This is a genomic window from Pseudomonas sp. YA1, assembly GCF_058680555.1.
Genome location: NZ_JBZWBG010000012.1, coordinates 89,825 through 113,836, shown reverse-complemented (window position 1 = coordinate 113,836; position 24,012 = coordinate 89,825). Strand labels below are relative to the sequence as shown.

General features: G+C 68.5%; 22 protein-coding genes. 14 read left to right on the top strand and 8 right to left on the bottom strand.

The window, feature by feature from the left end:
• Positions 1-8 precede the first annotated feature (8 nt).
• The gene (locus tag AC4OR5_RS18375) at positions 9-1,376 is read left to right on the top strand and encodes a DUF1329 domain-containing protein (protein ID WP_003103009.1); all 1,368 of its coding nucleotides are present in this window, start codon (positions 9-11) and stop codon (positions 1,374-1,376) included.
• A 332-nt stretch (positions 1,377-1,708) separates the two neighbouring features.
• Positions 1,709-4,429: a winged helix-turn-helix domain-containing protein gene (locus AC4OR5_RS18370; protein ID WP_017002544.1), complete on the top strand. Its 2,721-nt coding sequence runs from the start codon at positions 1,709-1,711 to the stop codon at positions 4,427-4,429.
• Between the two features lie 31 nt (positions 4,430-4,460).
• Here the strand turns inward: AC4OR5_RS18370 and copA1 are convergent, their stop codons facing one another.
• Positions 4,461-6,839 carry a copper-translocating P-type ATPase CopA1 gene (copA1, locus tag AC4OR5_RS18365; protein ID WP_003110791.1) on the bottom strand — a complete coding sequence of 793 codons (2,379 nt, stop codon included), beginning with the start codon at positions 6,837-6,839 and terminating at the stop codon, positions 4,461-4,463.
• A gap of 503 nt (positions 6,840-7,342) precedes the next feature.
• On the opposite strand from copA1, the gene AC4OR5_RS18360 reads away from it, so the two are divergent.
• On the top strand, positions 7,343-8,734 hold the full coding sequence (locus AC4OR5_RS18360; RefSeq protein WP_003093038.1) for a PhoH family protein: 1,392 nt from the start codon (positions 7,343-7,345) through the stop codon (positions 8,732-8,734).
• Positions 8,735-8,850: 116 nt separating this feature from the next.
• On the top strand, positions 8,851-9,627 hold the full coding sequence (locus AC4OR5_RS18355) for a CHAD domain-containing protein (protein ID WP_003110790.1): 777 nt from the start codon (positions 8,851-8,853) through the stop codon (positions 9,625-9,627).
• Positions 9,628-9,636: 9 nt separating this feature from the next.
• On the opposite strand, the gene AC4OR5_RS18350 is transcribed toward AC4OR5_RS18355, so the two are convergent.
• The gene (locus tag AC4OR5_RS18350) at positions 9,637-9,819 is read right to left on the bottom strand and encodes a hypothetical protein (RefSeq protein ID WP_034029697.1); all 183 of its coding nucleotides are present in this window, start codon (positions 9,817-9,819) and stop codon (positions 9,637-9,639) included.
• A gap of 162 nt (positions 9,820-9,981) precedes the next feature.
• Positions 9,982-10,410: an arsenate reductase ArsC gene (locus tag AC4OR5_RS18345; RefSeq protein ID WP_003093032.1), complete on the bottom strand. Its 429-nt coding sequence runs from the start codon at positions 10,408-10,410 to the stop codon at positions 9,982-9,984.
• A 218-nt stretch (positions 10,411-10,628) separates the two neighbouring features.
• Here AC4OR5_RS18345 and moaC point away from each other — a divergent pair, with 218 nt between their 5' ends.
• The 10 genes from moaC (at position 10,629) to AC4OR5_RS18295 (ending at position 20,409) form a co-directional block, all read left to right on the top strand.
• Positions 10,629-11,111 carry a cyclic pyranopterin monophosphate synthase MoaC gene (gene moaC / locus AC4OR5_RS18340; RefSeq protein WP_003093030.1) on the top strand — a complete coding sequence of 161 codons (483 nt, stop codon included), beginning with the start codon at positions 10,629-10,631 and terminating at the stop codon, positions 11,109-11,111.
• Positions 11,108-11,359, top strand: a complete 252-nt coding sequence (gene moaD / locus AC4OR5_RS18335; protein WP_058156798.1) for a molybdopterin converting factor subunit 1 — start codon at positions 11,108-11,110, stop codon at positions 11,357-11,359. The genes moaC and moaD overlap by 4 nt, the downstream gene beginning before the upstream one ends.
• A 4-nt stretch (positions 11,360-11,363) precedes the next feature.
• Positions 11,364-11,816 (top strand): molybdopterin synthase catalytic subunit MoaE, encoded by a 453-nt coding sequence (gene moaE / locus AC4OR5_RS18330; RefSeq protein ID WP_003093025.1) that lies wholly within the window; start codon positions 11,364-11,366, stop codon positions 11,814-11,816.
• Between the two features lie 101 nt (positions 11,817-11,917).
• Complete coding sequence (gene moaB / locus AC4OR5_RS18325) at positions 11,918-12,475, top strand: molybdenum cofactor biosynthesis protein B (protein WP_034026233.1); 558 nt, start codon at positions 11,918-11,920, stop codon at positions 12,473-12,475.
• On the top strand, positions 12,472-13,695 hold the full coding sequence (locus tag AC4OR5_RS18320; protein WP_003137745.1) for a molybdopterin molybdotransferase MoeA: 1,224 nt from the start codon (positions 12,472-12,474) through the stop codon (positions 13,693-13,695). The genes moaB and AC4OR5_RS18320 overlap by 4 nt, the downstream gene beginning before the upstream one ends.
• 114 nt (positions 13,696-13,809) lie before the next feature.
• A complete protein-coding gene (ubiU, locus tag AC4OR5_RS18315; RefSeq protein WP_003093020.1) occupies positions 13,810-14,805 on the top strand; it encodes a ubiquinone anaerobic biosynthesis protein UbiU in 996 nt (331 codons plus the stop codon).
• Positions 14,806-14,816: 11 nt separating this feature from the next.
• A complete protein-coding gene (locus tag AC4OR5_RS18310) occupies positions 14,817-15,707 on the top strand; it encodes a U32 family peptidase (RefSeq protein WP_003137748.1) in 891 nt (296 codons plus the stop codon).
• Positions 15,701-16,216, top strand: a complete 516-nt coding sequence (ubiT, locus tag AC4OR5_RS18305) for a ubiquinone anaerobic biosynthesis accessory factor UbiT (RefSeq protein WP_003104247.1) — start codon at positions 15,701-15,703, stop codon at positions 16,214-16,216. The genes AC4OR5_RS18310 and ubiT overlap by 7 nt, the downstream gene beginning before the upstream one ends.
• A gap of 251 nt (positions 16,217-16,467) precedes the next feature.
• On the top strand, positions 16,468-18,030 hold the full coding sequence (locus tag AC4OR5_RS18300; RefSeq protein ID WP_023105950.1) for an alkaline phosphatase D family protein: 1,563 nt from the start codon (positions 16,468-16,470) through the stop codon (positions 18,028-18,030).
• Positions 18,031-18,066: 36 nt separating this feature from the next.
• Complete coding sequence (locus AC4OR5_RS18295) at positions 18,067-20,409, top strand: endonuclease/exonuclease/phosphatase family protein (protein WP_015502394.1); 2,343 nt, start codon at positions 18,067-18,069, stop codon at positions 20,407-20,409.
• 449 nt (positions 20,410-20,858) lie between these two features.
• Here AC4OR5_RS18295 and tsiT read toward each other — a convergent pair whose 3' ends face one another.
• The 5 genes from tsiT to AC4OR5_RS18270 are packed head-to-tail and all read right to left on the bottom strand — an operon-like array spanning position 20,859 to position 23,649.
• On the bottom strand, positions 20,859-21,578 hold the full coding sequence (tsiT, locus tag AC4OR5_RS18290; protein ID WP_033995510.1) for a type VI secretion system immunity protein TsiT: 720 nt from the start codon (positions 21,576-21,578) through the stop codon (positions 20,859-20,861).
• Entirely contained in the window at positions 21,575-22,360 is a 786-nt protein-coding gene (tseT, locus tag AC4OR5_RS18285; RefSeq protein WP_003104240.1) for a type VI secretion system effector protein TseT, read from the bottom strand. The genes tsiT and tseT overlap by 4 nt, the downstream gene beginning before the upstream one ends.
• Complete coding sequence (locus AC4OR5_RS18280; protein ID WP_003132626.1) at positions 22,357-22,740, bottom strand: hypothetical protein; 384 nt, start codon at positions 22,738-22,740, stop codon at positions 22,357-22,359. Before AC4OR5_RS18280 ends, tseT begins: the two co-directional genes overlap by 4 nt.
• Positions 22,733-23,260 carry a DUF4123 domain-containing protein gene (locus AC4OR5_RS18275; protein ID WP_031692434.1) on the bottom strand — a complete coding sequence of 176 codons (528 nt, stop codon included), beginning with the start codon at positions 23,258-23,260 and terminating at the stop codon, positions 22,733-22,735. Before AC4OR5_RS18275 ends, AC4OR5_RS18280 begins: the two co-directional genes overlap by 8 nt.
• Entirely contained in the window at positions 23,257-23,649 is a 393-nt protein-coding gene (locus AC4OR5_RS18270; RefSeq protein ID WP_022579764.1) for a PAAR domain-containing protein, read from the bottom strand. The genes AC4OR5_RS18275 and AC4OR5_RS18270 overlap by 4 nt, the downstream gene beginning before the upstream one ends.
• Positions 23,650-24,012: the final 363 nt, after the last annotated feature.

Sequence of the window (24,012 nt, the reverse complement as noted above, 5' to 3'; positions counted from 1 at the left end):
ACGAGCGAATGAAAACAACGAAGATTCTTCTGCATACCGGTGTACTGGCCCTGAGCCTGCTGGCCACCCAGGTGATGGCGGCGGTATCCGCCGACGAGGCGGCCAAGCTCGGCACCAGCCTGACTCCGTTGGGGGCGGAGAAGGCCGGCAACGCCGACGGCAGCATCCCCGCCTGGGACGGTGGCCTGGCGACCAACGCCGGCAGCGTCGACAGCCGTGGCTTCCTCGCCAACCCCTATGCCAGCGAGCAACCGCTGTTCACCATCACCGCGCAGAACGTCGACCAGTACAAGGACAAGCTGACTCCCGGCCAACTGGCCATGTTCAAGCGCTACCCGGATACCTACAAGATCCCGGTATACAAGACCCACCGCAGCGCCACCGTCCCGGCGGCGGTGCAGGAGGCGGCCAAGCGCAACGCCACCACCACCAAGCTGGTGGAAGGCGGCAACGGCCTGGAGAACTTCGATACCGCCAACCCGTTCCCGATCCCGCAGAACGGCCTGGAGGTGATCTGGAACCACATCACCCGCTACCGCGGCGGCAGCGTCCGGCGCCTGGTGACCCAGGCCACTCCGCAGGTCAACGGCTCCTACCAGCTGGTCTACTTCCAGGATGCCTTCACCTTCCGTACCAACCTGAAGGACTACAACCCGAACAAGCCGAGCAACGTGCTGTTCTACTTCAAGCAGCGGGTCACCGCGCCCTCGCGCCTGGCCGGTAACGTGCTGCTGGTCCACGAGACCCTCAACCAGGTCAAGGAGCCGCGCCTGGCGTGGCTCTACAACGCCGGCCAGCGCCGCGTGCGGCGGGCTCCGCAGGTGTCCTACGACGGTCCCGGCACCGCGGCCGACGGCCTGCGCACCTCGGACAACTTCGACATGTACAACGGTGCGCCGGACCGCTACGACTGGAAGCTGGAAGGCAAGAAGGAAATCTACATTCCCTACAACAGCTACAAGCTCGACGATCCGAAGATCAAGTACAGCGAAATCGTCAAGGCCGGCCACATCAACCAGGACCTGACCCGCTACGAGCTGCACCGCGTCTGGCATGTGGTCGCGACCCTGAAGCCGGGCGAGCGGCACATCTACGCCAAGCGTGACTTCTACATCGACGAGGACACCTGGCAGGCCGCCGAGATCGACCATTACGACGGTCGCGGCACCCTGTGGCGCGTGGCCGAGGCGCATGCCGAGCAGTACTACGACAAGCAGGTGCCCTGGTACGCGGTGGAAACCCTCTACGACCTGCTCTCCGGCCGCTACCTGGCGCTGGGCATGAAGAACGAGGAGAAACAGGCCTACGACTTCAACTACAGCGCTTCGGAAAGCGACTACACCCCGGCGGCGCTGCGCCAGGAAGGGGTACGCTGAGAAACGGCGTTCCTAGCCACGAAGAAACCGGCCTTGTGCCGGTTTCTTCGTTTCCGCGGGCGGCGTGCCGCTCCGGCCGTCAATTCATTACAAAGTGTTTTCCCGCCTCGCCCGCGGATTCCGTCGTCGCCATCCTCCCGGCGGGCACCTGTGTGGCCGGGAAACGTTTGCCGCGCCTGGACCGCGCCGGGAAACCGGTCTTTCCTTGGTTATCGAGCTGAAGCGCCGGTGCGCTATTTCGTCCGAGCCGATGGATAGTGCTTCAAATAGCCATCACTTGTGGTTAGTCTCCGGAGCGTTCACGCCCCATACATAAACCAAGAAACCGGGTGATGACTGACTTCTCGCGTACCTTCTCGGGCACTCCATCCGCCGTCCTGCCGACGGCCAACCGCTTTTTCCGCCCCCCGCTGCCGTCGGCCCATGTGGCGCGCCCGCGTCTTTGCCGTCGACTACGCGACGGACTGGACGGTCGCCTGCTGCTGATCGCTGCGCCCGCCGGATTCGGCAAGAGTTCCCTGGCCATCGAGTTCTGCGAAAGCCTCGACCCGCGCTGGCAGAGCCTCTGGCTGGGACTGAGCAGCCGCGAGAGCGATCCCGGACGTTTCCTCGAACGCCTGCTCGATGGCTTGCGACAGTACCACCCGACCCTGGGCGAAGAGGCCCTTGGCCTGCTGAAGATGCGCCAGCGCCACCAGCCGTTCGCCTTCGAGACCTGGCTCGACGACCTGCTCGACGAACTCGGCCCCTGCCTGGACCCGCAGCGTCCCCTGCTGCTGGTGCTGGACGACTACCACCTGGCCCAGGGCGCGGTGCTCGACCGCTGCCTGCAATTCCTCCTCAACCACCTGCCCGAAGGCCTGGTGCTGCTGGTCACCAGCCGGCAGCGGCCGGACTGGCACCTGGCGCGCCTGCGCCTGTCGCGGCAATTGCTCGAACTCAGCGAACAGGACCTGCGCCTGACCGCCGAGGAGAGCGGGGCGCTGATGGCCGCCAGCGGCCTCGAACTCGACGAGGACGCGCTGGACGCGCTGCTCGAGCGCAGCGAAGGCTGGGTCGCCGGGCTGCGCCTCTGGCTGCTGGCGCGCGGCGATCCAGAGGAGCAGGTCAGTCCCGGGGTACACGGCGCCGACGAGCTGATCCGCGACTACCTGCTGGAGGAGGTGATCGAGCGGCAGCCGCCCGAGGTCCAGGCGTTCCTCGCCCAGACCGCGCGCTTCGAGCGCTTCTGCGCCGAACTCTGCGATACCGTGCGCGAGGCCGGCGACAGCGCGGCGATCCTCGACCACCTGCAGCAGCACCAGGTCTTCCTCGTGCCGCTGGACGAAAACGGCCAGTGGTTCCGCTACCACCACCTGTTCTCCGACCTGCTGCTGGCGCGTCCCTTGCCCGACTTCGGTCCGTCCGCCGGCTCCCTGCACCTGCGCGCCTGCGGCTGGTTCAGCCGCCATGGCCTGCTCGACCAGGCGGTGGAGCAGGCGCTGCGCGCCGGCCAGCCGGACGTGGCGGCGAGCCTGGTGCAGAACCTGTCGGAAGAGCAACTGCTGGCGGAGCAGAACATCGCCACCCTGCTGCGCTGGAAGATGGACCTGCCGGACAGCCTCCTGGCGAGCACGCCGCGCCTGATCCTGCTGTACGGCTGGGCGCTGGCGCTGGCCTGCCAGTTGGATGCCGCGGAAGAACTGGCCGGCCAACTGGCGCGTTTCCTGCCGGCGCCGGACGAGTCCGCGCAGCGCGACCTGCTGGCCCAGTGGCAGGCCCTGAGCGGGGTGATCGCGCGCGGCCGCGGCGATATCGACAAGGCCGAGGCGCACTGCCGCGAGGCCTTGCAGGACCTCGCCGGGGAGCGCTATGGCACCCGCCTGCAATGCCTGTCGACGCTGAGCAACCTGGCGGTGACCCGTGGCGACTTCTGGCAGGCGCGCAACTACAACCGCGACGCCCTGGAGTTCGCCCAGCGCTACGGCAACCCGCTGTTCGAGGCACTGGTCCATTACGACCGCGCCCGCGTCCTCCAGGCGCGCGGCGAGGTGGCGCGCGCCGAGGAGGAGGTGCGCCAGGGCCTGGAACGCCTCCAGCACCTGCCGGCGCAACGCCGCTATGCGGTGCGCGGGCGGCTCCTGCTGTACCGCGGCTACCTGCGCAGCCTGGCGCTGCAGCCGGACGAAGCGCGCAAGTGGATCAAGCAGGGAATCGAGGAAACCCGCAGCTGCCGGGATGTCAGCCTGGTGATCGGCTATTGCGTCCTGGCCAGCCTGGAAGGGCGCCTGGGCAACTACGCGGCGGCGTTCGCCCGGCTTGGCGACGTCGAGCGGTTGATGCATGCCTGGGATATCCCGCCGATCTACTACCTGGCGGCGATCACCCTGATCAAGTGCGAACTCTGGCTGGCCCAGGGCCAGACCGAACTGGCCGGCGTCTGGCTACAGCGCCTGGGCGGCACCTACGGCGGGCAGGCGGCCACGCCGCCGGAATGCAGTCCGCTGCTGCCGCTGCATGTGGAGTTGCTCCAGGCCGGCCTGGAGCGCCGCGAAGGACGCCCGGAGGAAGCAGCCCGGCGCCTGGACCGGCTGGCCCGCTCGACGCGGGAGAACGGCGCGTTGTTGCCGGCTCGCCTGGCCCTCGGCCAACTGGCTGCGCTGCACCTGGAGCAGGGCCGCGAGCGCGAGGCGCTGGCGACCCTGCAACAGGCCATGGAGGGCGCAGTCGGCGGAGCCTTGCTGCCGCTCCACGAATTGCTCGTGCAGCAGCCGGAATGGTTGCGCGAACAGTTGCAGCGCTTCCCTGCCTGTCCCGGCGCCCAGCGCATGCGCGCGCTGTTGCCGGAGCCGCCCGCCGAGCCCGCGGGCGGTGCGGGCGAGGTGCTCAGCGGGCGCGAACTGGCGGTGCTGGAGCTGATCGCCCAGGGGTTGTCCAACCAGGAGATCAGCGAGCGGCTGTTCATCTCGCTGCATACGGTGAAGAGCCACGCCCGCCATATCAACGACAAGCTCGGCGTCGAGCGTCGCACCCAGGCGGTGGCGCGGGCCAAGCACATGGGGTTGTTGCGCTAGGCGCGCCACCCCATGTGCCTGGCGTGCTGGCTCAGGGCTTCCAGCGTCGCAGGAGCAGGGCGTTGCCGACTACGCTGACGCTGGAGAAGGCCATCGCCGCGCCCGCCACCATCGGGTTGAGCAGGCCGAAGGCCGCCAGCGGGATGCCGATCACGTTGTAGATGAAGGCCCAGAACAGGTTCTGGCGGATCTTCGCGTAGGTCCGCCGCGAGATGTCCAGCGCCGCCGGCACCAGGCGCGGGTCGCCGCGCATCAGGGTAATGCCGGCGGCGTGCATGGCCACGTCGGTGCCGCCACCCATGGCGATGCCGACGTCGGCGGCGGCCAGCGCCGGGGCGTCGTTGATGCCGTCGCCGACCATCGCCACCACCCGGCCCCGGCCTTTCAGCTCGGCGACCGTGGCGGCCTTGTCCGCCGGCAGCACTTCCGCGTGTACGTCGTCGATGCCCAGGGCCTTGGCCACCACCGCCGCGCTGCCGCGGTTGTCGCCGGTGATCAGGTGGCTGTGGATATCCCGTTCGCGCAGGGCCTCCACCGCTTCGGCGGCGCCGTCCTTGAGGCTGTCGCCGAAGGCGAACAGGCCGAGCACGCGTTTCTCCGGAGCCAGTTCCAGCAGCCAGGACAGGGTGCGGCCCTCGGCCTCCCAGTCCGCGGCGGCACTCGCCAGCGCGCCGGGCTTGAGTTCCTGCTCGTCGAGCAGGCGGCGGTTGCCCAAGGCCAGCCGGCGACCCTCGACCTCGCCCTGGATGCCGCGACCGCTGAGGGCCTGGCTGGCGTTCACCGGCGGAACCTCCAGGTCGCGCTCGGCGCAGCGCTCGAGCACGGCCTTGGCCAGCGGGTGCTCGCTGCCGCGTTGCAGGGCGCCGGCGAGCCTGAGCAGTTGCTCCTGGTCGTCGCCGCCGAGGTGGATGATCTGCGGTCGCCCGGAGGTCAGGGTGCCGGTCTTGTCGAAGGCCACGCTGGTGACCGCATGGGCGACTTCCAGGGACTCGGCGTCCTTGATCAGGATGCCGTGGCGCGCGGCCACGCCGGTGCCGGCCATGATCGCGGTCGGGGTGGCCAGGCCGAGGGCGCAGGGGCAGGCGATCACCAGCACCGCCACGGCGTTCACCAGGGCCTGCTCCAGGCCGACCCCGGCGACCAGCCAGGCGCCGAGGGTGACCAGTGCGATGAGGATCACCACCGGGACGAAGACCTGGCTGACCTTGTCCACCAGCTTCTGGATCGGCGCCTTGGCGGCCTGGGCGTCTTCCACCAGGCGGATGATCTTCGCCAGCACCGTTTCCCCGCCGAGCGCGGTGGTGCGCAGGAGCAGGCGGCCTTCGCCGTTGATCGCGCCGCCGGTGACCTTGTCGCCGGGAGCCTTGGGCACCGGCAGGCTCTCGCCGGTGATCAGCGCCTCGTCGGCGTGGCTGCTGCCGTCGAGCACCTCGCCGTCCACCGGGAAGCGTTCGCCGGGACGCACCACCACCTCGTCGCCGAGGCGCAACTCGGCGATCGCCACCTCTTCCTCGCGACCGTCGCGCAGGCGCACCGCGCGCTCCGGGCGCAACGCCTCGAGGGCGCGGATGGCGCTGGCGGTCTGGCGCTTGGCGCGGCTTTCCAGGTACTTGCCGAGGAGGATCAGGGCGATCACCACGGTCGAGGCTTCGAAGTAGAGGTGCGGCATGTGGCCGGGCGGGGCGGTCAGCCAGAGGTAGACGCTGAGGCCGTAGCCGGCGCTGGTGCCGAGGGCGACCAGCAGGTCCATGTTGCCGGCACCGGCTTTCACCGCGCGCCAGGCGGAGACATAGAAGCGCGCGCCGATGACGAACTGCACCGGGGTCGCCAGGAGGAACTGCGCCCACGGCGGCAGCATCCAGTGCAGGCCGGCCCATTCCACCAGCATCGGCAGCACCAGCGGCAACGCCAGCAACAGCGCGGCGATCACCCACCAGCGTTCGCGGCGCAGGCGGCGCTCGGCATCGTCCTGGCGTGGTTGCCCCGCGTCGAGCAGGCGGGCCTTGTAGCCGGCCTGTTCCACCGCCTGCAGCAAGGCCTGGCTGTCCACGGCGCCGAGCAGGTCGAGGTGGGCGCGCTCGCTGGCCAGGTTGACGCTGACCTCGCGTACGCCGGGCACCTTCTTCAGCGCCCGCTCGACCCGGCCGACGCAACTGGCGCAGGTCATGCCCTCGATGGACAGTTCCAGGCTGCGCGCCGGAACCTGGTAGCCGGCCTGCTCGACCGCCGCCACCAGGGCCGGCAGGCTGTCCGCCGGGGCCTGTACGCGGGCCTGCTCGCTGGCCAGGTTGACCGAGGCGGCCGCGACCCCGGGCACTTTCTTCAGGGCTCGTTCGACACGGCCGGCGCAGGACGCGCAAGTCATGCCGCTGACCGGCAGATCGAGCTCGGTTAGCGTGGCGCTGTTCATGAGTCCTCCTTGGAATGGACAGAAGTGGCACCGCAGGCGCCCTGGGAGGCGCCGGTGAGATCTGTCGCCAGGTTCAGCCTTGACATCGTGTCAAGGTCAAGCCCCGGATTCATACAGGAAGGCGGCGCAGGGGGCAGTGGCGGCTTTATGTCGCAGGAGCAGGGGGGAGGGGGAATGGCGCTGGAAAACCGTTGCGGCACGGAAAAGCGGAGGGTTTTCACAGGGGTGGGACCGATAACACTAGACCTCGCGAAGGGCTGCGCCAAGGTATTTCGTCGCTTGCGGAAAAAAAACCTGCTGATGACGAAAAGTACTTTTTACCGTCATATTTTTTGCGGTATTTGTGGAACCGTAGACCGCCGAACCCTGCAGCACAGGTGGCGGCCCCGGCCCTCACCTCTGCTGTCAGGCTCTCCCCACCGGAAGAGAGAAGGCGGCTCGCCCCCCGGCGGAGCGCCGACCCGGCATTCCGTCGCCAGGCCCTTAGCAGAAGGTGATCGCGTATGGATGACCACGGACGTTCCCGCCCCACCCAGCCCACCCTGTACGTCCTCGATACCAATGTCCTGATCCACGATCCGAATGCCCTGTTGAACTTCCAGGAACACCGCGTCGCGATCCCGATGACGGTGCTCGAAGAGCTGGACAAGCTGAAGACCGGAAAGCACACCATCGCCGCCGAGTGCCGCCAGGCCATCCGCCTGATCGACCAGGTCCTCGGCGAGGCCACGCCCGAGCAGGTCGAGGGAGGGGTACCGATCCAGCGTGGTAAGAACGGCCCCAGCGGCAGCCTGTCGATCCTCATGAGCAAGCGTGCCGAGCCCATCACCTGGCTGCCGGAGCACCTCAACGACAACAAGATCATCAACCAGTTGGTCGAGCTGAAGAGCCGCCACAGCGGCGTACGCGTGGTGCTGGTGACCAAGGACATCAACATGCGCCTGAAGGCGCGCGCCTGCGGGGTGGACGCGGAGGACTACCACACCGACCAGTTGATCGACGACGTGGCCCTGCTGTCGCGCGGCTACCATTCCCTCGCCGGCTCTTTCTGGGACCGCGTGAGCAAGGTCGAGACCCGCCAGGACCACGGCCGTACCTGGCATCGCGTGCAGCTCACCGACAACCTGCCGGCGGTGCACATCAACGAGTTCATCGTCGACGAACAGGGCTTCGTCGGCTGGATCAAGGGCATCCAGCAGGACGAGCTGACCATCCTCGACCTGCACCAGGAGCCGCTCCTGCACCAGGAAGCCTGGGGCCTGCGGCCACGCGACGTGTACCAGTCGCTGGCGCTGTACGCGCTGCTCGACCCGGACATCCACCTGGTCAACCTGTCCGGTGCCGCCGGTTCCGGCAAGACCATCCTGGCGCTCGCCGCGGCCATCGAGCAGACCATGGTCAGCAAGCGCTACCGGCGCATCATCGCCACCCGCAGCGTGCAGGGCCTGGACGAGGACATCGGCTTCCTGCCCGGCACCGAGGCGGAAAAGATGGAGCCCTGGCTCGGCGCCATCACCGACAACCTCGAAGCGCTGCACATGGACGACGAATGCACCCACGGCAGCGTCGACTACATCCTCAGCAAGGTGCCGTTGCAGTTCAAGTCGCTGAACTACATCCGCGGTCGCAGCTTCCAGCAGAGCCTGATCCTCATCGACGAATGCCAGAACCTCACGCCGCACCAGATGAAGACCATCATCACCCGCGCCGGCAGCGGTTCGAAGGTGATCTGCCTGGGCAACCTGGCGCAGATCGACACGCCCTACCTGTCCGCCACCAGCTCCGGCCTGACCTACCTCACCGAACGCTTCAAGGACTTCCCCCACGGCGTGCACGTGACCCTGCAAGGGGTGCCGCGCTCGGTGCTGGCGGAGTACGCCGAGGCGCATATGTAACCACGCGGCGTCGCAGGCGTTGCGCTGCGCCCGGCCTCGAGCCGGGCGCAGCGGCTGGCGTTCACGGATCTGCAACATGTCCTAGACTTCGGGCTCCAGTTCCGGGAGTCCGCCGCATGGCTTTCGCCGCATCCGTGATTCGCACCGTTTCCGGCCTCGAAGTCGAGGTCATGCATGCCTATGCCAGGATCGTCGAGGGTACCGACCCGGAAGCGCTGCACGATCTGCGCGTCGCCGCCAGGCGCCTGCGCAGCCTGTTGAAACCGTTGCGCCTGGGGGCTCTGGCCGAGGACCTGGATCGCGCGGCGAAAGCCCTCGGGCAGGCCACCAATCCGATCCGCGACATGGAAGTGATGGCGGCCGAGCTGGAGCGCCATGGCCTGCTGATTCCGGCTTCGCTGCGCAGGCAGGCGGTGCTCCGCTGGTATCGGCAGGCAGGGAGCAGTCCACAGATCAAGGATTTGCTGGACGCGCTGGACGCCTGGCCGGACGGTGTCCGGCGGGCGATGACGGAAGGTCGCCTCGACGATCTCGAGGCGGAGGCGAGCAAGCGAATCAGGCACCAGTTGCGCAAGCTGCTGGCGGCGCTCGACGATCCCGGACACGATCTTCACGACATCCGCCTGTTGGTGAAGCGCGCGCGTTATTCGCAGGAGGCCTACCCGGACCTCTGCCCCCTGCCGGGAAAGGTGCTCGACACGCTGAAAACGCTACAGACCATGCTGGGGGATTGGCACGACCACCAGCAATGGTGCCTCAGGGCCGAAGAGCAGGCCGACCTGCGCCCCCTGAGCGCGGAATGGCGCAGGTCCGAGGCCGCCGCCCTGGACCGGGCCGAGGAATCCGTTCGGCGCCTTGCCAGGTTGCTGGGGAAAGCCATCGGCCGCACCTGAGCGGGTCGGCTACCTGGCCTGGCGGATTATCCGGGGCTTGGGCGAACCGGGCAGCGCGTGGGGGGCTTCGATCCGCTCGCGCAGTTTGCGCAGATATTCCCGACCTTCCCGTTCGGTATGGAAAGGGATGCGATAGGCGCCGACCAGGACGATCCATCCGCCCTTGGTCGAAGGGTGCATTCGCAGTTGCATGGGGCACCTCCCTGTGGGCCCTGTCCAGCGCTCCCGGCGCGGTATAGGTATTGACCAACGCTAGTCGAGCTTTCTCGACGTCGTCATCAAACCTTCATCTACCTGTCAGGACTGGCAGGTCGCCGGGAGGCACGGCGACTGGGGCGTCGCTGGTGGCGCGGCTCAGGAGCGTTCCCCATGGGGGCGGTTCTTCACTGCCAGGAACAGCCGGACCCGGTCGTTCAGCTCCTGCAGGACATGGCTGAATCCTTCCAGGCCTTCCTGGAGGGTCGGGTCGCTGCAGCTCCAGGCGAGGGTCTGGGCGGAGTGCGGCAACTGTGCGAGTTCGTCGGTGTCTTTGTCGCAGAGGTCGATGAGATAGTCGAAGGACTCCCCGGCGAAGGTCTCCAGCGGCTTGCTACTCAACCCTTGGGTCGGGATGCCGGCGTGTTCGAGCACGCTCAGGGTGCGCGGGTCGACGCCAGCGGGGCGCACGCCGGCGCTGAACGCGGCGAAATGTTCGCCGTCGGTGTGCCGCAGGATGGCCTCGGCGATCAGGGAGCGGGCGTCATTGGCGATACAGACGAAGAGTACGCGCAGTCGGTCCGTCATCTTTCCGTTCTCCGGAGCGGGAAGCCTGTTGCGATCTTAGTCCGATCGTCACGGACCGGCAGGGCTGTCAGGAAAATTTCACCGGGTGGTCATTCGCCAACGAGGGCATACCTCTTTCTGTATACAATCATTCCCCTTCAGAATCCGGCCAAACCATCCCCGCTCGCGTCCCAGGGCTTACAATGACTGGCCAGTACCCTTCCATCAGGAGCACCCACGTGCTGACCCATCTCGATTCCCAGGGCCGCGCCAACATGGTCGACGTCACGGAAAAGGCCGTGACCTCCCGTGAAGCCACGGCCGAGGCCGTGGTGCGCATGCGCCCGGAAACCCTGCAACTGATCCAGGACGGCGGCCATCCCAAGGGCGACGTCTTCGCCGTGGCACGGATCGCCGGCATCCAGGCAGCCAAGCGCACCCACGAACTGATCCCGCTGTGCCATCCGCTGCTGCTCACCAGCGTTAAGCTCGAACTGCAGGCCGAGGCGCCGGACGCCGTGCGCATCCGCGCGCGTTGCCGGCTGGCCGGGCAGACCGGCGTGGAGATGGAGGCGCTCACCGCCGCCAGCGTCGCGGCCCTGACCATCTACGACATGTGCAAGGCGGTGGACCGCGGGATGGTCATCGAGCAGGTCCAGTTGCTGGAGAAGCTCGGCGGCAAGAGCGGCCACTACCGCAAAGAGGAGGAAGGGCAGGCATGATCCGCGTGCAGTATTTCGCCCGTTACCGCGAAGCCCTCGGCATCGACGGCGAGCAGTTGAACTGGGACGCCGGGCTGGCGACCCTCGGCGCCTTGCGCCAGCTCCTGGTGGAGCGCGGCGGGGTCTGGGAGCGTACCCTCGGCGAGCAGAACCTGATGTGCGCGCGCAATCAGGAACTGTGCGGCCTCGACGAGCCGTTGCAGGACGGCGACGAAGTCGCCTTCTTCCCCACCGTCACCGGAGGTTGAACCCATGGCCATCCGCGTCCAGCAGGCCGCTTTCGATCCGGGGCAGGAGCTTAACGCCCTGCATGCGCAGAACGTCGGCATCGGCGCGGTGGTCGGCTTCGTCGGCTACGTGCGCGACTTCAACGACGGTCGCGAGGTCGGCGGGATGTTCCTCGAACATTATCCGGGCATGACCGAGAAGGCCCTCGGCAAGATCGCCGCCGAGGCCGGGCAGCGCTGGCCGCTGCTGCGCCTGGAGATCCTCCACCGCATCGGCCGCCTGGAGCCGGGCGAGCCGATCGTCTTCGTCGGTTGCGCCAGCGCCCACCGGCAGGCGGCGTTCGACGCCTGCAACTTCGTCATGGACTACCTGAAGACCCGCGCGCCGTTCTGGAAGAAGGAAGACACCGCTGAAGGCCCGCGCTGGGTCGAAGGCCGCTGCAGCGACCAGGCCGCCGCGCAGCGCTGGGAGGAGTGACGGCTACCTCCTCGCGCCGCCGGCTTACCTCTTCGGAGGAATAGCCAGCCGGGGGGCCGCGGTTCAGGCTGAGGCATCGCCCGTTCCGAGGACCCCCTTCCATGAGCCACCTGGCCACCTCCACCTTCCAGCCGCTGAACATCGCCATCCTCACCGTCAGCGACACCCGTACCCTGGAAACCGATAGTTCCGGCCAGACCCTCGCCGACGCGCTGCTGGCCGCCGGTCATCGCCTGCACCAGCGGAGCCTGAAGACCGATGACATCTACCAGATCCGCGCGGTGGTCTCGGCCTGGATCGCCGACCCCGAGGTACAGGTCGGCCTGATCACCGGCGGCACCGGCTTCACCGCGCGGGACAACACCCCGCAGGCGGTCGGGCCGCTGTTCGAGCGCGAGGTCGAGGGCTTCGGCGAACTGTTCCGCCAGGTCTCGCAGCGCGAGATCGGCACTTCCACCATCCAGTCGCGGGCGCTGGCCGGGCTCAGCAACGGCACCCTGGTGTGCTGCCTGCCCGGCTCGCCAGGCGCCTGTCGCACCGCCTGGAACGAGATTCTCCTGGCGCAACTGGACAGCCGCACCCGCCCGTGCAATTTCGTCCCGCACCTGAAGACCCCGCCAGCCGTGGCGCCGGTGGCCGGCTGCGGGTGCCGCTCGTGAGCGCTTGCGCCTGCGATGGCGGCCAACTGCGCCCGCTCGACGAGGCGCTGGCCGAACTGCTGGCGCGCGCGCCGCGCCCGCCAGCCTGCGAGAGCCTGGCCCTGGAGCGGGCGCTGGGACGAGTGCTCGGCGAGGACCTGCTGGCGCCGATGGACCTGCCGCATTGGGACAACAGCGCGATGGATGGCTACGCCTTGTGCTCCGCCGACCTGCCGCGCAGCGGCGGCAGCCTGACGGTCGGCGCGCGGATCGCCGCCGGCGACACCCGCGGCATGAGCCTGCCGCTGGGCCAGGCGGCGCGGATCTTCACCGGCGCGCCGCTGCCGACCGGCGCCGACTGCGTGGTGCCGCAGGAACTCTGCGTGGTCGACGGCGAGCGCGTGCAGTTGCCGCCGGTGAGCGCCGGCCAGCATGTGCGCCGGCGCGGCGAGGAGTTGCGCCGCGGCGCGCCGGTGCTGCGTGCCGGACAGCGCTTGCGCCCGCAGGAACTCGGCCTGCTGGCGAGTCTCGGCGTCGCCACGGTCTCGGTGCGTCGGCGCTTGCGCATCGGCCTGCTGAGCAGCGGCGACGAATTGCGCGAGCCCGGCCAGACACTGTTGGCCGGGCAGATCTACAACGCCAACCGTTACTGCATCGGCGCCTTGCTGCGCGGCCTCGGCTTCGAGGTGCACGACGAGGAAGTGCTCGCCGACGAACTGGTGGCCAGCCGCGATGCGCTCAGCCTGGCGGCCTCCGAATGGGACGCGCTGGTCACCAGCGGCGGGGTCTCGGTAGGCGAGGAAGATCACCTCAAGCGCGCCATCGCCGAACTTGGCGAGGTCAACCTGTGGCGCCTGGCGATCCAGCCGGGCAAGCCGTTCGCCTTCGGCTCCGTGGCCGGCAAACCTTGGCTGGGCCTGCCCGGCAACCCTGCGGCGGCGCTGGTCACCGCATTGCTGGTGGCGCGTCCGTTCCTGCTTCGCCAGCAGGGACTGTTCGACGTAGTGCCGCGGCCGCTGCCGCTGCCGGCGGCCTTCGACTGGCCGCAACCGCGGGCGCGTCGCCAGTACCTGCGGGCGCGGCTCGATGAGCGGGGGCGGGTGGAAATCCACCCGCAGCAGGGCTCGGCGATGCTGCTTGCCGCCAGTTGGGCGGACGGGCTGGCGGTGATCGAGCGCGGCGCCACCCTGGGCGTGGGTGATGCGATCGACTTTCTGCCGTTCTCCGCACTGATGGCCTGAGGCCTTCTTGATCCCGGTCAAGCGCCGACCGGGAGCGTCTTTCTAGAGTGTGGCGCTTGTGCCCCGGGGTTGCCCACTGCCGCGGAGCGCGTTTTTCGCCAGAGGAGCAACCCCATGCAACTGGTCTGTCCGGCGGGCAGCCTGCCCGCCTTGAAGTCGGCCCTGCGACAGGGCGCCGACGCCATCTACGTCGGTTTCCGCGACGACACCAACGCCCGCCATTTCGCCGGCCTCAACCTTGACGAACGCCAGTTGCAGGAAGGCCTGCGGCGAGTCCACGAGGCCGGGCGGCAGCTCTACGTAGCGGTCAACACCTATTCCAGCGCGCAGGGCTGGGAGCGCTGGCAGCGCGCGGTGGACCAGGCCGCCGACCTCGGCGTCGATGCGTTGATCGCCGCCGACGTGGCGGTGCTCGGCTATGCCGCGAAGCGTCATCCGCGGCTCAACCTGCATCTGTCGGTGCAGGGCTCGGCAACCAATGCCGCGGCCCTGGCCCTCTATCACGAACGCTATGGCATCCGTCGCGCGGTCCTGCCCCGCGTGCTATCGCTGGCGCAGGTACGCCAGGTGGCGGCCGGCAGCCCGGTGCCGGTGGAGGTGTTCGCCTTCGGCAGCCTGTGCATCATGGCCGAGGGCCGCTGCCACCTGTCCTCCTACGTCACCGGCGAGTCGCCGAACCTCTGCGGCGTCTGTTCGCCGGCCAGGGCGGTGCGCTGGAGCGAGGAACCGGAGGGGTTGACCTCGCGCCTCAACGAAGTGCTCATCGACCGCTACGCCGCCGGCGAGGCGGCCGGCTACCCGACCCTCTGCAAGGGCCGTTTCCTGGTCAATGGCCAGCGCTTCCATGCGCTGGAGGAACCGACCAGCCTGAACACCCTGGACCTGGTCCCGCAGCTGGCGGAAATCGGCGTGGCGGCGGTGAAGATCGAAGGCCGCCAGCGCAGCCCGGCCTACGTCGAGCAGGTCACCCGGGTCTGGCGCCAGGCGCTGGACAGCTACGCCAGCGCGCCGGGCGCCTATAGCGTGCAGCCGCAATGGCAGCGCGCGCTGGCCGGACTTTCCGAAGGGCACCAGACCACCCTGGGCGCCTATCACCGTTCCTGGCAGTGAGGACCGCCGCGATGAAACTGAGCCTGGGACCGCTGCTGTTCTACTGGGACAAGCGGCAGATATTCGATTTCTACGCCGAGATGGCTAGCCAGCCGCTCGACGTCATCTACCTCGGCGAGACCGTCTGCGCCAAGCGCCGGGCGCTGTCCCTGAACGATTGGCAGGCGCTGGCCCGCGAGCTGGCGCAGGCGACCCGTGCCGAGCTGGTGCTCTCCGGGCTGGCGCTGATCGAGGCCGCTTCGGAGCTGTCCAGCCTGCGCCGGCTATGCGAGAACGGCGAACTCCGGGTCGAGGCCAACGACATGGCCGCCGTCTATTACCTCAGCCAGCGCGGCGTGCCCTTTGTCGGCGGTCCGGCGCTGAACCTCTACAACGGTCATGCCCTGGCCGAACTGTATTCCTGGGGCATGCGCCGCTGGATTCCGCCGGTGGAAGTCTCCGGCAAGCTGCTGCGCGGGGTGCTCGACCAGGCTGCGCAGCTGGGCCTGGAGCAATTGCAGACCGAGGTCTTCGCCTACGGTCACCTGCCGCTGGCCTACTCGGCGCGCTGCTTCACCGCGCGGGCGGAGAACCGGCCCAAGGACGACTGTCAGTTCTGCTGCCAGCAGTATCCCGAAGGTATTCCGCTGCTCAGCCAGGAGGGCGAGGCGCTGTTCACCCTCAACGGCATCCAGACCATGTCCGGCAAGGTCAGCAACCTGCTGGCCGACTACCGCTCGCTGGAACATAGCGGCGCCGACCTGCTACGCCTGAGCCCTCGGGCGCAGGGCATGGCCGAGGTGATCGCGGCCTTCGACCGGGTACGCCAGGGTGCCGCTCCGCCGCTCGCCGTGGAAGGCTGCAACGGCTACTGGCACGGCCGGCCGGGGATGCTGCGGGCAGAGGAGGCGGGGCTATGCTGAACCGCCAACGCCTGCTCCTCGGCGTCGCCGGACGCCTGTTGCCGCTGGCGGCGAAGGTTCCGCGCGGGCTCCAGCACCTGGTCCTGCAACGGGTCGCCAACCGGCTGTTCGCCCAGCCGCTGGAGGAGGGCGCCTTCGACCTGCTGGAAGGTCGCTGGCTGCGCCTGGAAGTCAGGGACCTCGGCGTCGGCTGGTGCGTCACCCGGGTACCCGGCGGCCTGCGCCTGGTCGAACGGCCACGGGCCAGCGTGACCATCCGCGGCGACTGGCGCGACTTCCTGCTGCTGGCCAGCCGGCATGAGGACCCGGATACCCTGTTCTTCCGCCGCCGCCTGGTGATCGAGGGCGACACCGAGCTGGGCCTGGCGGTCAAGAACCTCCTCGACAGCCTCGATCCGGAGCACCTGCCGCCCTGGTTGTGGAACGCCGTGGAACGGGCCGGGCGGGCAGTGCAGGAGGAGCGCGGCGAGGCGCCCCAGGGGCCGGTCCAGGGGGCGCGGGGCGGCTGAGATCGGTGGAAAGGGGCGTATAGCGACGCCAAGGCCGCTGGGCGCGCCCCTCCGATTGGGTGTATTCCCTGAAGCCTGAAACTCACTGAAGCTCTTTTCAGCGAGGCAACGCCCGGTTCGTTGCCGCATGGGCGGCGCGGAGCGAATGGGCGTTTCCCCTGACCAAACGGATAGCCTGTCTGTCCCCGTAACGCCCCTGTCAACTTGCCCCGGTAAACCGGACCTTCGTGAAGCCTGCGGAGAACTCCGGTATGAGTGGGATGGACCTCAAGCGCCGCCGCGTCGTGCAAGGCCTGGGCGCTGGACTGCTGTTGCCGGCGCTGGGCGCGCCGGCGGTGATCGCCTCGCCCAAGGCGCGGCCGAAGCTGACCGATGGCGTGCAATCCGGCGACGTGCAGGGCGACCGCGCGCTGGTCTGGAGCCGCACCGACCGCCCGGCGCGGATGATCGTCGAATGGGACACCCGTAGCGTCTTCAGCGAGCCGCGTCGGCTGGTCTCGCCGGTCACCGACGAGCGCCTCGACTACACCGCGCGCATCGACCTGCGTGGCCTGCCAGCCGACCAGTCGATCTTCTACCGGGTGCGCTTCGAGGATGCCCGCGACGGCAGCCTGAGCAAGCCCTGGTTCGGCCACCTGCGCAGTGCGCCGAGCGAGGCGCGCAATATCCGTTTCGTCTGGAGCGGCGACACCTGCGGGCAAGGTTTCGGGATCAATCCGGATATCGGCGGCATGCGTATCTACGAAGCCATGCGCCGGCGCCAGCCGGATTTCTTCCTGCACAGCGGCGATACCATCTATGCCGATGGGCCGATCCCCGAACGCATCGAGACCGAGAGCGGGCGCATCTGGCGCAACCGGGTGACCGAGGCCAAGAGCAAGGTCGCCGAGACCCTCGACGAGTTCCGCGGCAACTACCGCTACAACCTGCTCGACGACAACCTGCGCCGCTTCAACGCCGAGGTGCCGCAGATCTGGCAATGGGACGACCACGAGACCACCAACAACTGGTCCTCCAGCAAGCAGCTCGACGAGCGCTACCAGGTGAAGGACATCGACGTGCTGGCGGCCCGCGCGCGCCAGGCGTTCCTCGAATACGCGCCGCTGCGCTTCCAGCGCCAGGGGCGCGACGGGCGGATCTACCGCAAGGTCGCCTACGGCCCTTTGCTCGACGTGTTCGTCCTCGACATGCGCAGCTACCGCGGCGGCAACAGCGCCAACCTGCAGGCGCGGCGCAGCGCCGCCACCGATTTCCTCGGCCGTGAACAGTTGCAATGGCTCAAGCGCGAGTTGCGCGGTTCGCGCGCGCAGTGGAAGGTGATCGCCGCCGACATGCCGATCGGCCTCTGCGTGCCCGATGGCAAGGACGCCCAGGGCCGCGACCGCTGGGAGGCCATCGCCAATGGCAACGACGGTGCCGCCCTCGGCCGCGAGCTGGAGATCGCCGACCTGCTGCGCTTCGTCCAGCGCGCCGGGGTGCGCAACACCGTCTGGCTGACCGCCGACGTGCATTACTGCGCAGCCCACCACTACAGCCCGGAGCGCGCCGCGTTCAAGGACTTCGCGCCGTTCTGGGAGTTCGTCGCCGGGCCTCTCAATGCCGGTAGTTTCGGACCCAACGCGCTGGATGGCACGTTCGGCCCGCAGGTGATGTTCCAGAAGGCCCCGCTGGTCCAGAACAGTTCCCCCTTCGCCGGCTACCAGTTCTTCGGCGAGGTGGAGATCGATGCGCAAAGCCGCGCGCTCACCGTCACCCTGCGCGACCTCGACGGCGAGCCGGTGTTTTCCCAGGAACTGCAACCCGACGGCGCCTGAGCCGCGGCGACCCCATTCCGATAAAGGAGTATCCCGATGCACCCCTTGCGTAACGCCGCCCTGCTGGGCGGCCTGGCCCTGCTGGGCCTGCCGGTGGCCAACGCCGCCGAGCTGATCATCTCCGAGTATGTCGAAGGCAGCGGCAACAACAAGGCGCTGGAGTTCTACAACAGCGGCAGCCAGGTCCTCGACCTCTCCGCCTACCGCGTCGAGTTCTATTTCAACGGCGCCAGCGCGGCGGGCCGCAGCATCGACCTGAGCGGCAGCCTGGCGCCGGGCAAGACCTTCGTCCTCGCCAACGGCGTGGCCGACCCGGCGTTGCTGGCGCTGGCCAGCCAGCGGGTGGAAGGCAGCTGGTTCAATGGCAACGACGCGGTGCTGCTGCGCCGGCGCAGCGGCGAGATCCTCGACAGCCTCGGCCAGGTCGGCTTCAACCCCGGCACGACCTGGGGCAGCGGCGATGTGCAGACCCTCGACCGGAGCCTGGTGCGCAAGGCCGACATCCGCGACGGCGACAGCGATCCCAGCGACGCCTTCGACCCGGCGGCGCAATGGCTGGGCTACCCGCGCGACACCTTCGCCAACCTCGGCCAGCATGGCGCTGGCGAGCCCGGCGGCGGCGAGGAGGTCGGCCTGCGACCGATCCACGAGGTGCAGGGCGCCGGCGCCGAAAGTCCGCTGGTGAACCAGCGGGTCGCCATTGAGGGCGTGGTGGTCGGCGACTTCCAGAACGCCAGCGAGCTGAAGGGCTTCTACGTGCAGCAGGAAGATGCCACGGTGGACGGCGACCCGGCGACCTCCGAAGGCATCTTCGTCTACGACGGCGGCAACGGCAGCGACGTCAAGCTCGGCGACCGCGTCCGGGTGACCGGCCAGGTCCGCGAGTTCAACGGCCTCACCGAACTGGTCGGGCCGCTGCAGGTCAGCGTCCTGGCGAGCGGCGTGGCCTTGCCGACGCCGGCCGGCATCAGCCTGCCGCTGGCCAGCGCCGATGCGCTGGAGCGCTACGAAGGCATGCGCGTGCAGCTCCGCCAGACGCTGACCGTCAACGAGGTCTACAACCTCGGCCGCTACGGCGAGGTCCTGCTGTCCTCCGGCGGCCGCCAGATGACTCCGACCAACGTGGTGGCTCCCGGCGAACAGGCCAAGGCCATGCAGGCGCGCAACGACCTCGACCGGATTCTCCTCGACGACGGCCGCAGCGGGCAGAACCCCGACCCGATCCGCTACCCGGCGCCGGAACTGAGCGCCTACAACAGCCTGCGCGTCGGCGACCGCACCAGCGCCATCGACGGCGTGCTCGACTACTCGGCCGGCAGCTACCGTATCCAGCCGTTGCAGACGCCGACCTTCGAGGCGGCCAATCCGCGTCCGGCCCAGCCGGCGGTGGAAGGGCGCCTGCGGGTGGCCAGCTTCAACGTGCTCAACTACTTCAACGGCGATGGCAAGGGCGGCGGTTTCCCCACCTCGCGCGGAGCCAACACGGCCGAGGAGTTCCAACGGCAGAAAGCGAAGATCGTCGCGGCGATCCTCGCCTCGAAGGCGGACATCGTCGGCCTGATGGAGATCGAGAACGACGGCTACGGCGAGTTCAGCGCCATCGCCGACCTGGTCAACGGCCTCAACGCCAGCCTGCCCCAGGGCCAGCGCTATGCCTTCGTCAACCCGAACCGGGCGAAGCTGGGCAGCGACGAAATTGCCGTGGGGCTGATCTATCGCGGCGACAAGGTCCGCACCTATCGATCCGCGGCGGTGCTCGACAGTTCGGTGAACCCGGAGTTCGACGATACCCGCAACCGTCCGACCCTGGCCCAGACCTTCCAGGAGATCAATGGCGGCGAACGCCTGACCATCGCGGTGAACCACCTGAAGTCGAAGGGCTCGGCCTGCGACGGCGACCCGGACACCGGCGACGGCCAGGGCAACTGCAACCTGACCCGGGCGCGCGCCGCCCAGGCCCTGGTGGACTGGCTGGCGGGCGATCCGACGGGCGCCAAGGAACCTGACCGCCTGATCATCGGCGACCTCAATTCCTATGCCAAGGAAGACCCGGTGAACGTCATCCGCGGCGCCGGCTACACCGACCTGGTGGCGCGTCAGGCGGGCGCAGGAAAGGGCTACTCCTACGTGTTCTCCGGGCAGTCCGGCTACCTCGACCACGCCCTCGCCAACGCCAGCCTGGCGCGCCAGGTACGCGGCGCGGTGGAGTGGCACATCAACGCCGACGAGCCCCGGGTGCTGGACTACAACGTCGAGTTCAAGACCCCTCGGCAGCAGGACAGCCTGTACAACGCCGAGCCGTACCGGGCCTCCGACCACGACCCGGTGGTGATCGGTATCGACCTGCGCCGGGTGGCGATGAAGAAGCACCGCAGGTAGGCAGCGGATAGCGCCCGTGGCGTTGGTCGCCATGCAGAAAGGCCACCCGAGGGTGGCCTTTCTGCATGGCACATGGGCCTGGTAGGGCGAATAACCGCCTGCGGTTATCCGCCGTCGTGGCGGGATATCGGCGGATAACGCCGGTGGCGTACTCGCCCCACGGAACGGAGCCCCCTCCAGGGTGGCCTTCCAGTGTGGCACGTGGGCCTGGTAGGGCGAATAACCGCTTGCGGTTATCCGCCGTTGTGGCGGGATCTCGGCGGATAACGCCGGTGGCGTATTCGCCCCACGGAACGGAGGTCACTCCAGGGGGGCCTTGCTGCGTGGCACGTGGGCCTGGTAGGGCGAATAACCGCCTGCGGTTATCCGCCGTTGCGGCGGGAGGTCGGGGATAACGCCGGTGGCGTATTCGCCTTACGGAACGGAGGCCCCACCAGGTTCGTACGTCGTCAACCGCGCAGCGGCGGCAGGTAGCCCAGTTCCATCAGCTTGATGTCCGCTTCGCCGACGCGCTCGAAATGTTCGCGACGGGTTTCGTCCATCGGTTCGCGGCCGTTCAGCAGCAGGGTGCCACGGCCGGGAATGTCGACCAGCTCCGTAGCCGCCGGGAAGTCCGTGGCCCTTAGCGGATGCGGGCAGAAGCCGATCCAGCCGATGCTGCGGCGGTCCGGGAAGGTCCGCTGGTGTACGAAGTACGCATGCGGAGCGAGCATGCCCCAGGTCGTCTCGGGCCAGATTTCCAGCGCCGCGAGGAAGATCGCGACGAAGGAGGAAGCCGGTGCGTCGAACACCTGCAGCAGGCTGCCGGCATCTTCCAACTGGAGCCTGGTCGAGACGGCCCTGCCGCTGGCCTCGTAGTCCAGCGACAACCCGCCCTTGAGCGGATCCTCCTCGCCGTTCCATAGCACCAGTTCCACCGCCCGGGTGCGTCGGTCACGCGACAGGGCCTTGGCGAGATCCTGGCGGTGCTCGGTGACGTTGTGGCTGAGGGCATCGCGCAGGGAGTCGCCGCACAGGTACCAGTTCTCCAGCACCGGATGGAGGGGCGCGAGGGCATCGAGGAAGCGCTCTATCCGTTGCAGGTGCTGGTCGTCGTCCAGTTCGAGGAGCCGTGCCGGATCGAAGTACAGCTCGAATATGTAGCGCCTGAAAGCCTTGGCGTCCGTCATGCGCAATACCCCGGGTTCTCTTCGCAAAACCTTTTCATCTCTTCCTGTTCCTTCGCGCGGGTTTCCTGGTAGTCGTCGTGCTCGTCCGTTCCCGGCATCGGATTCCAGAATGCCTTCAGGTTGGCCAGTCCCATGCGCAGGTACTCCGCGGCGCAGTACTCGTAGACGATCCGCTGCAGGAAGTGCCATTCGACGAACACCGGCGGGGTCGGTCGGGCCTTGTCGCTGTGGACCTCGGCCTTCTGTAGCAGGTCCGACTTCACCTTGGCCCGCGCCCAGGGCCTGGGCACGCCGAGCAGCGGGACGAACAGGAAGGCGTAGTTGGCCTTCGCCTCCAGCAGGGTGCAGCGCGGCTCGTCGAAGCCGTCCCACCAGGTGCCGCTCCAGAACCATTCGTGGGGAAACGGGAAATTGGTCACCCACTGTTGGTAGCGCGCGGACAGGTCCGACATGCTGTGGCCCTTGCCGTTATTGGCGATGGCCATTTCGCCCCGGGACGGCGGGCACTCCACGCAGTCCTTGTCGCGGCCCTGGCTCTTGCTGCAATCGCGCTCGGCTTCCCGGGTCCGGTCGCGGCTCAGCGTGCCGGTCTCGGTCCTGGGCAGGGTCTGCGGAACCGGCATCGGACGCGGTACCGGCCTGGGCAGCGCGCCGGGGGCCGGTCGCGGCAGCGGGCGCGGCGCCGGCATCGGCAAGTGCGGCCGGGGCGGCGCGGGTAGTTCGAAGGGCAGCCGCGGACCCATGCGGGGCAGCGGTCGGAAAAGCGCGCCTATGCCGCTCATGCCGGTCTCCCCGAGGTTTCGTACGCGCGCCATTTCTGGCTGGCCAGGCGAAACTCGACGATCCGTTCGTAGTCCTGGAAGCGTTGTTCCGGGCTGTCAGCCAGCGGCCGGCGCATGTGCGCGAGAAACGCCGGCGTGTCCTGGAAGCCGGGGAAGGCCAGGCCGTGCAGGAGAAAGCGTTCGATCGTCCCGGGCTCTTCGATACCCAGTTCCAGCGCCGTCGCGCGCAGCTCGCCGAGTTGCCGGATGGCGGGCAGCAGGCCGCGTCGTTCGAGCCAGGCGGGAGCCTCCCGGCGTACCTCCAGCAGGACCCGCTCGATGACTTCGTCGTCGCGGACCCGTTGCAGGCGATCCAGTTGGCCGGCATCCAGTTCAAGCATCGGCGGTTCGCTCCGTTTCCCGGTCATAGACGAGGTAGCCGCCCTGCAGGGGCTGCCAGACCTGCCAACGCTCCAGCGGCGCCATCACTTGCGTCCATTGCCGCGCGGTCATGACCTGCTCCAGCGCCCGGCGCACTTCCGGGCTGTAGTAGCGCAACAGCGCCCGGCGGCCGTCGGGCATGCGGGTGAAGAGCAGCCCGGCGAAGTGTTTCGCGAGGTTTTCGAAGGACGCCCGGCTCCACAGCCAGGAGGTCATGGGCGAGCGGCGGTCCCAGTCGCGCAGCCAGCCGAGGAATTCGCCCGATGACGAAAGCGGGGCGCTGTCCATGAATTCGATCAGGACCGGCCCGGCATGGGCGATTTCGTCCAGCTCGCTCCCGGCCAGCAGCCAGCGCGAGCGGATTTCCCCCGCGGCCTTTTCCAGGCGGGTGTCCAGGGTCAGGTAGCGGGCGCCGTCCGCCAGGGCGAACAGGCGGCTGTCCGGCGTAGGCGCCGCGAGCGCCGGCTGGAGCCGGCTCACGGTGCGCCGCCGAGGCTTTCCAGGGGCACCAGGGCCTGGTTGCGGCGTGCCGCCAGCAGCAGGCATTGCAGGCACAGCTTCGGTGGGGCGAGGGCGAGAGCGGGTGCGCCGCCGCTGTTGCCGATCAGCACCGTGCCCGCGCCGCCGACCACCAGGTTGCCGTGGGTGCCGACGCTACCTACCACGGTGGCGGGCTTGCCGTTGATCAGTACGTTGGCGATGACGTTGGCGCTGAGGGTAGCGCCGCAGGCGGTGGCGTCGCCCTGGCGGGCGGCGGACCGATGGTCGAAGAAGACGTCGGGCGAGCCGCCGACGATCGGGTTGCTGCCGTGGCCCGGCAGCGGACACGCGGTCGGATCGCCCAGGCGCGCAGCGGGTTTGCCGCTCATGCTCAAGTCCCTATGAGATAAACCCTGGCACTCTGCCGTGCCACTCGGGGGCGGACAACCTATCTGAACTGCTCAGGAGGCACCTTCGGAAACGGCTTGGGCAACCGCGTCCTTGCCTGGTTGCGCTTGAAGGGATTTCCTACCTGGAAGTCTCGTCACCCGCCTGTGAAAGGCGCAGGTGTACGGAGCGATGGGGAGGGGGAGCCTAGGAGGAGGGAAGGAGGGAAGGAGGTGTTTCGCGCAGCGTCGCGTTCGCTTCGTGCGCAGGGGCTGTCTGCCGATACCGCGCTGGAGCGACGGATAGCCGCGATAGGGTTATCCGCCCTGCGCCGAGGCCGCCGCGGGAGGAGACAGGGAGGTTGT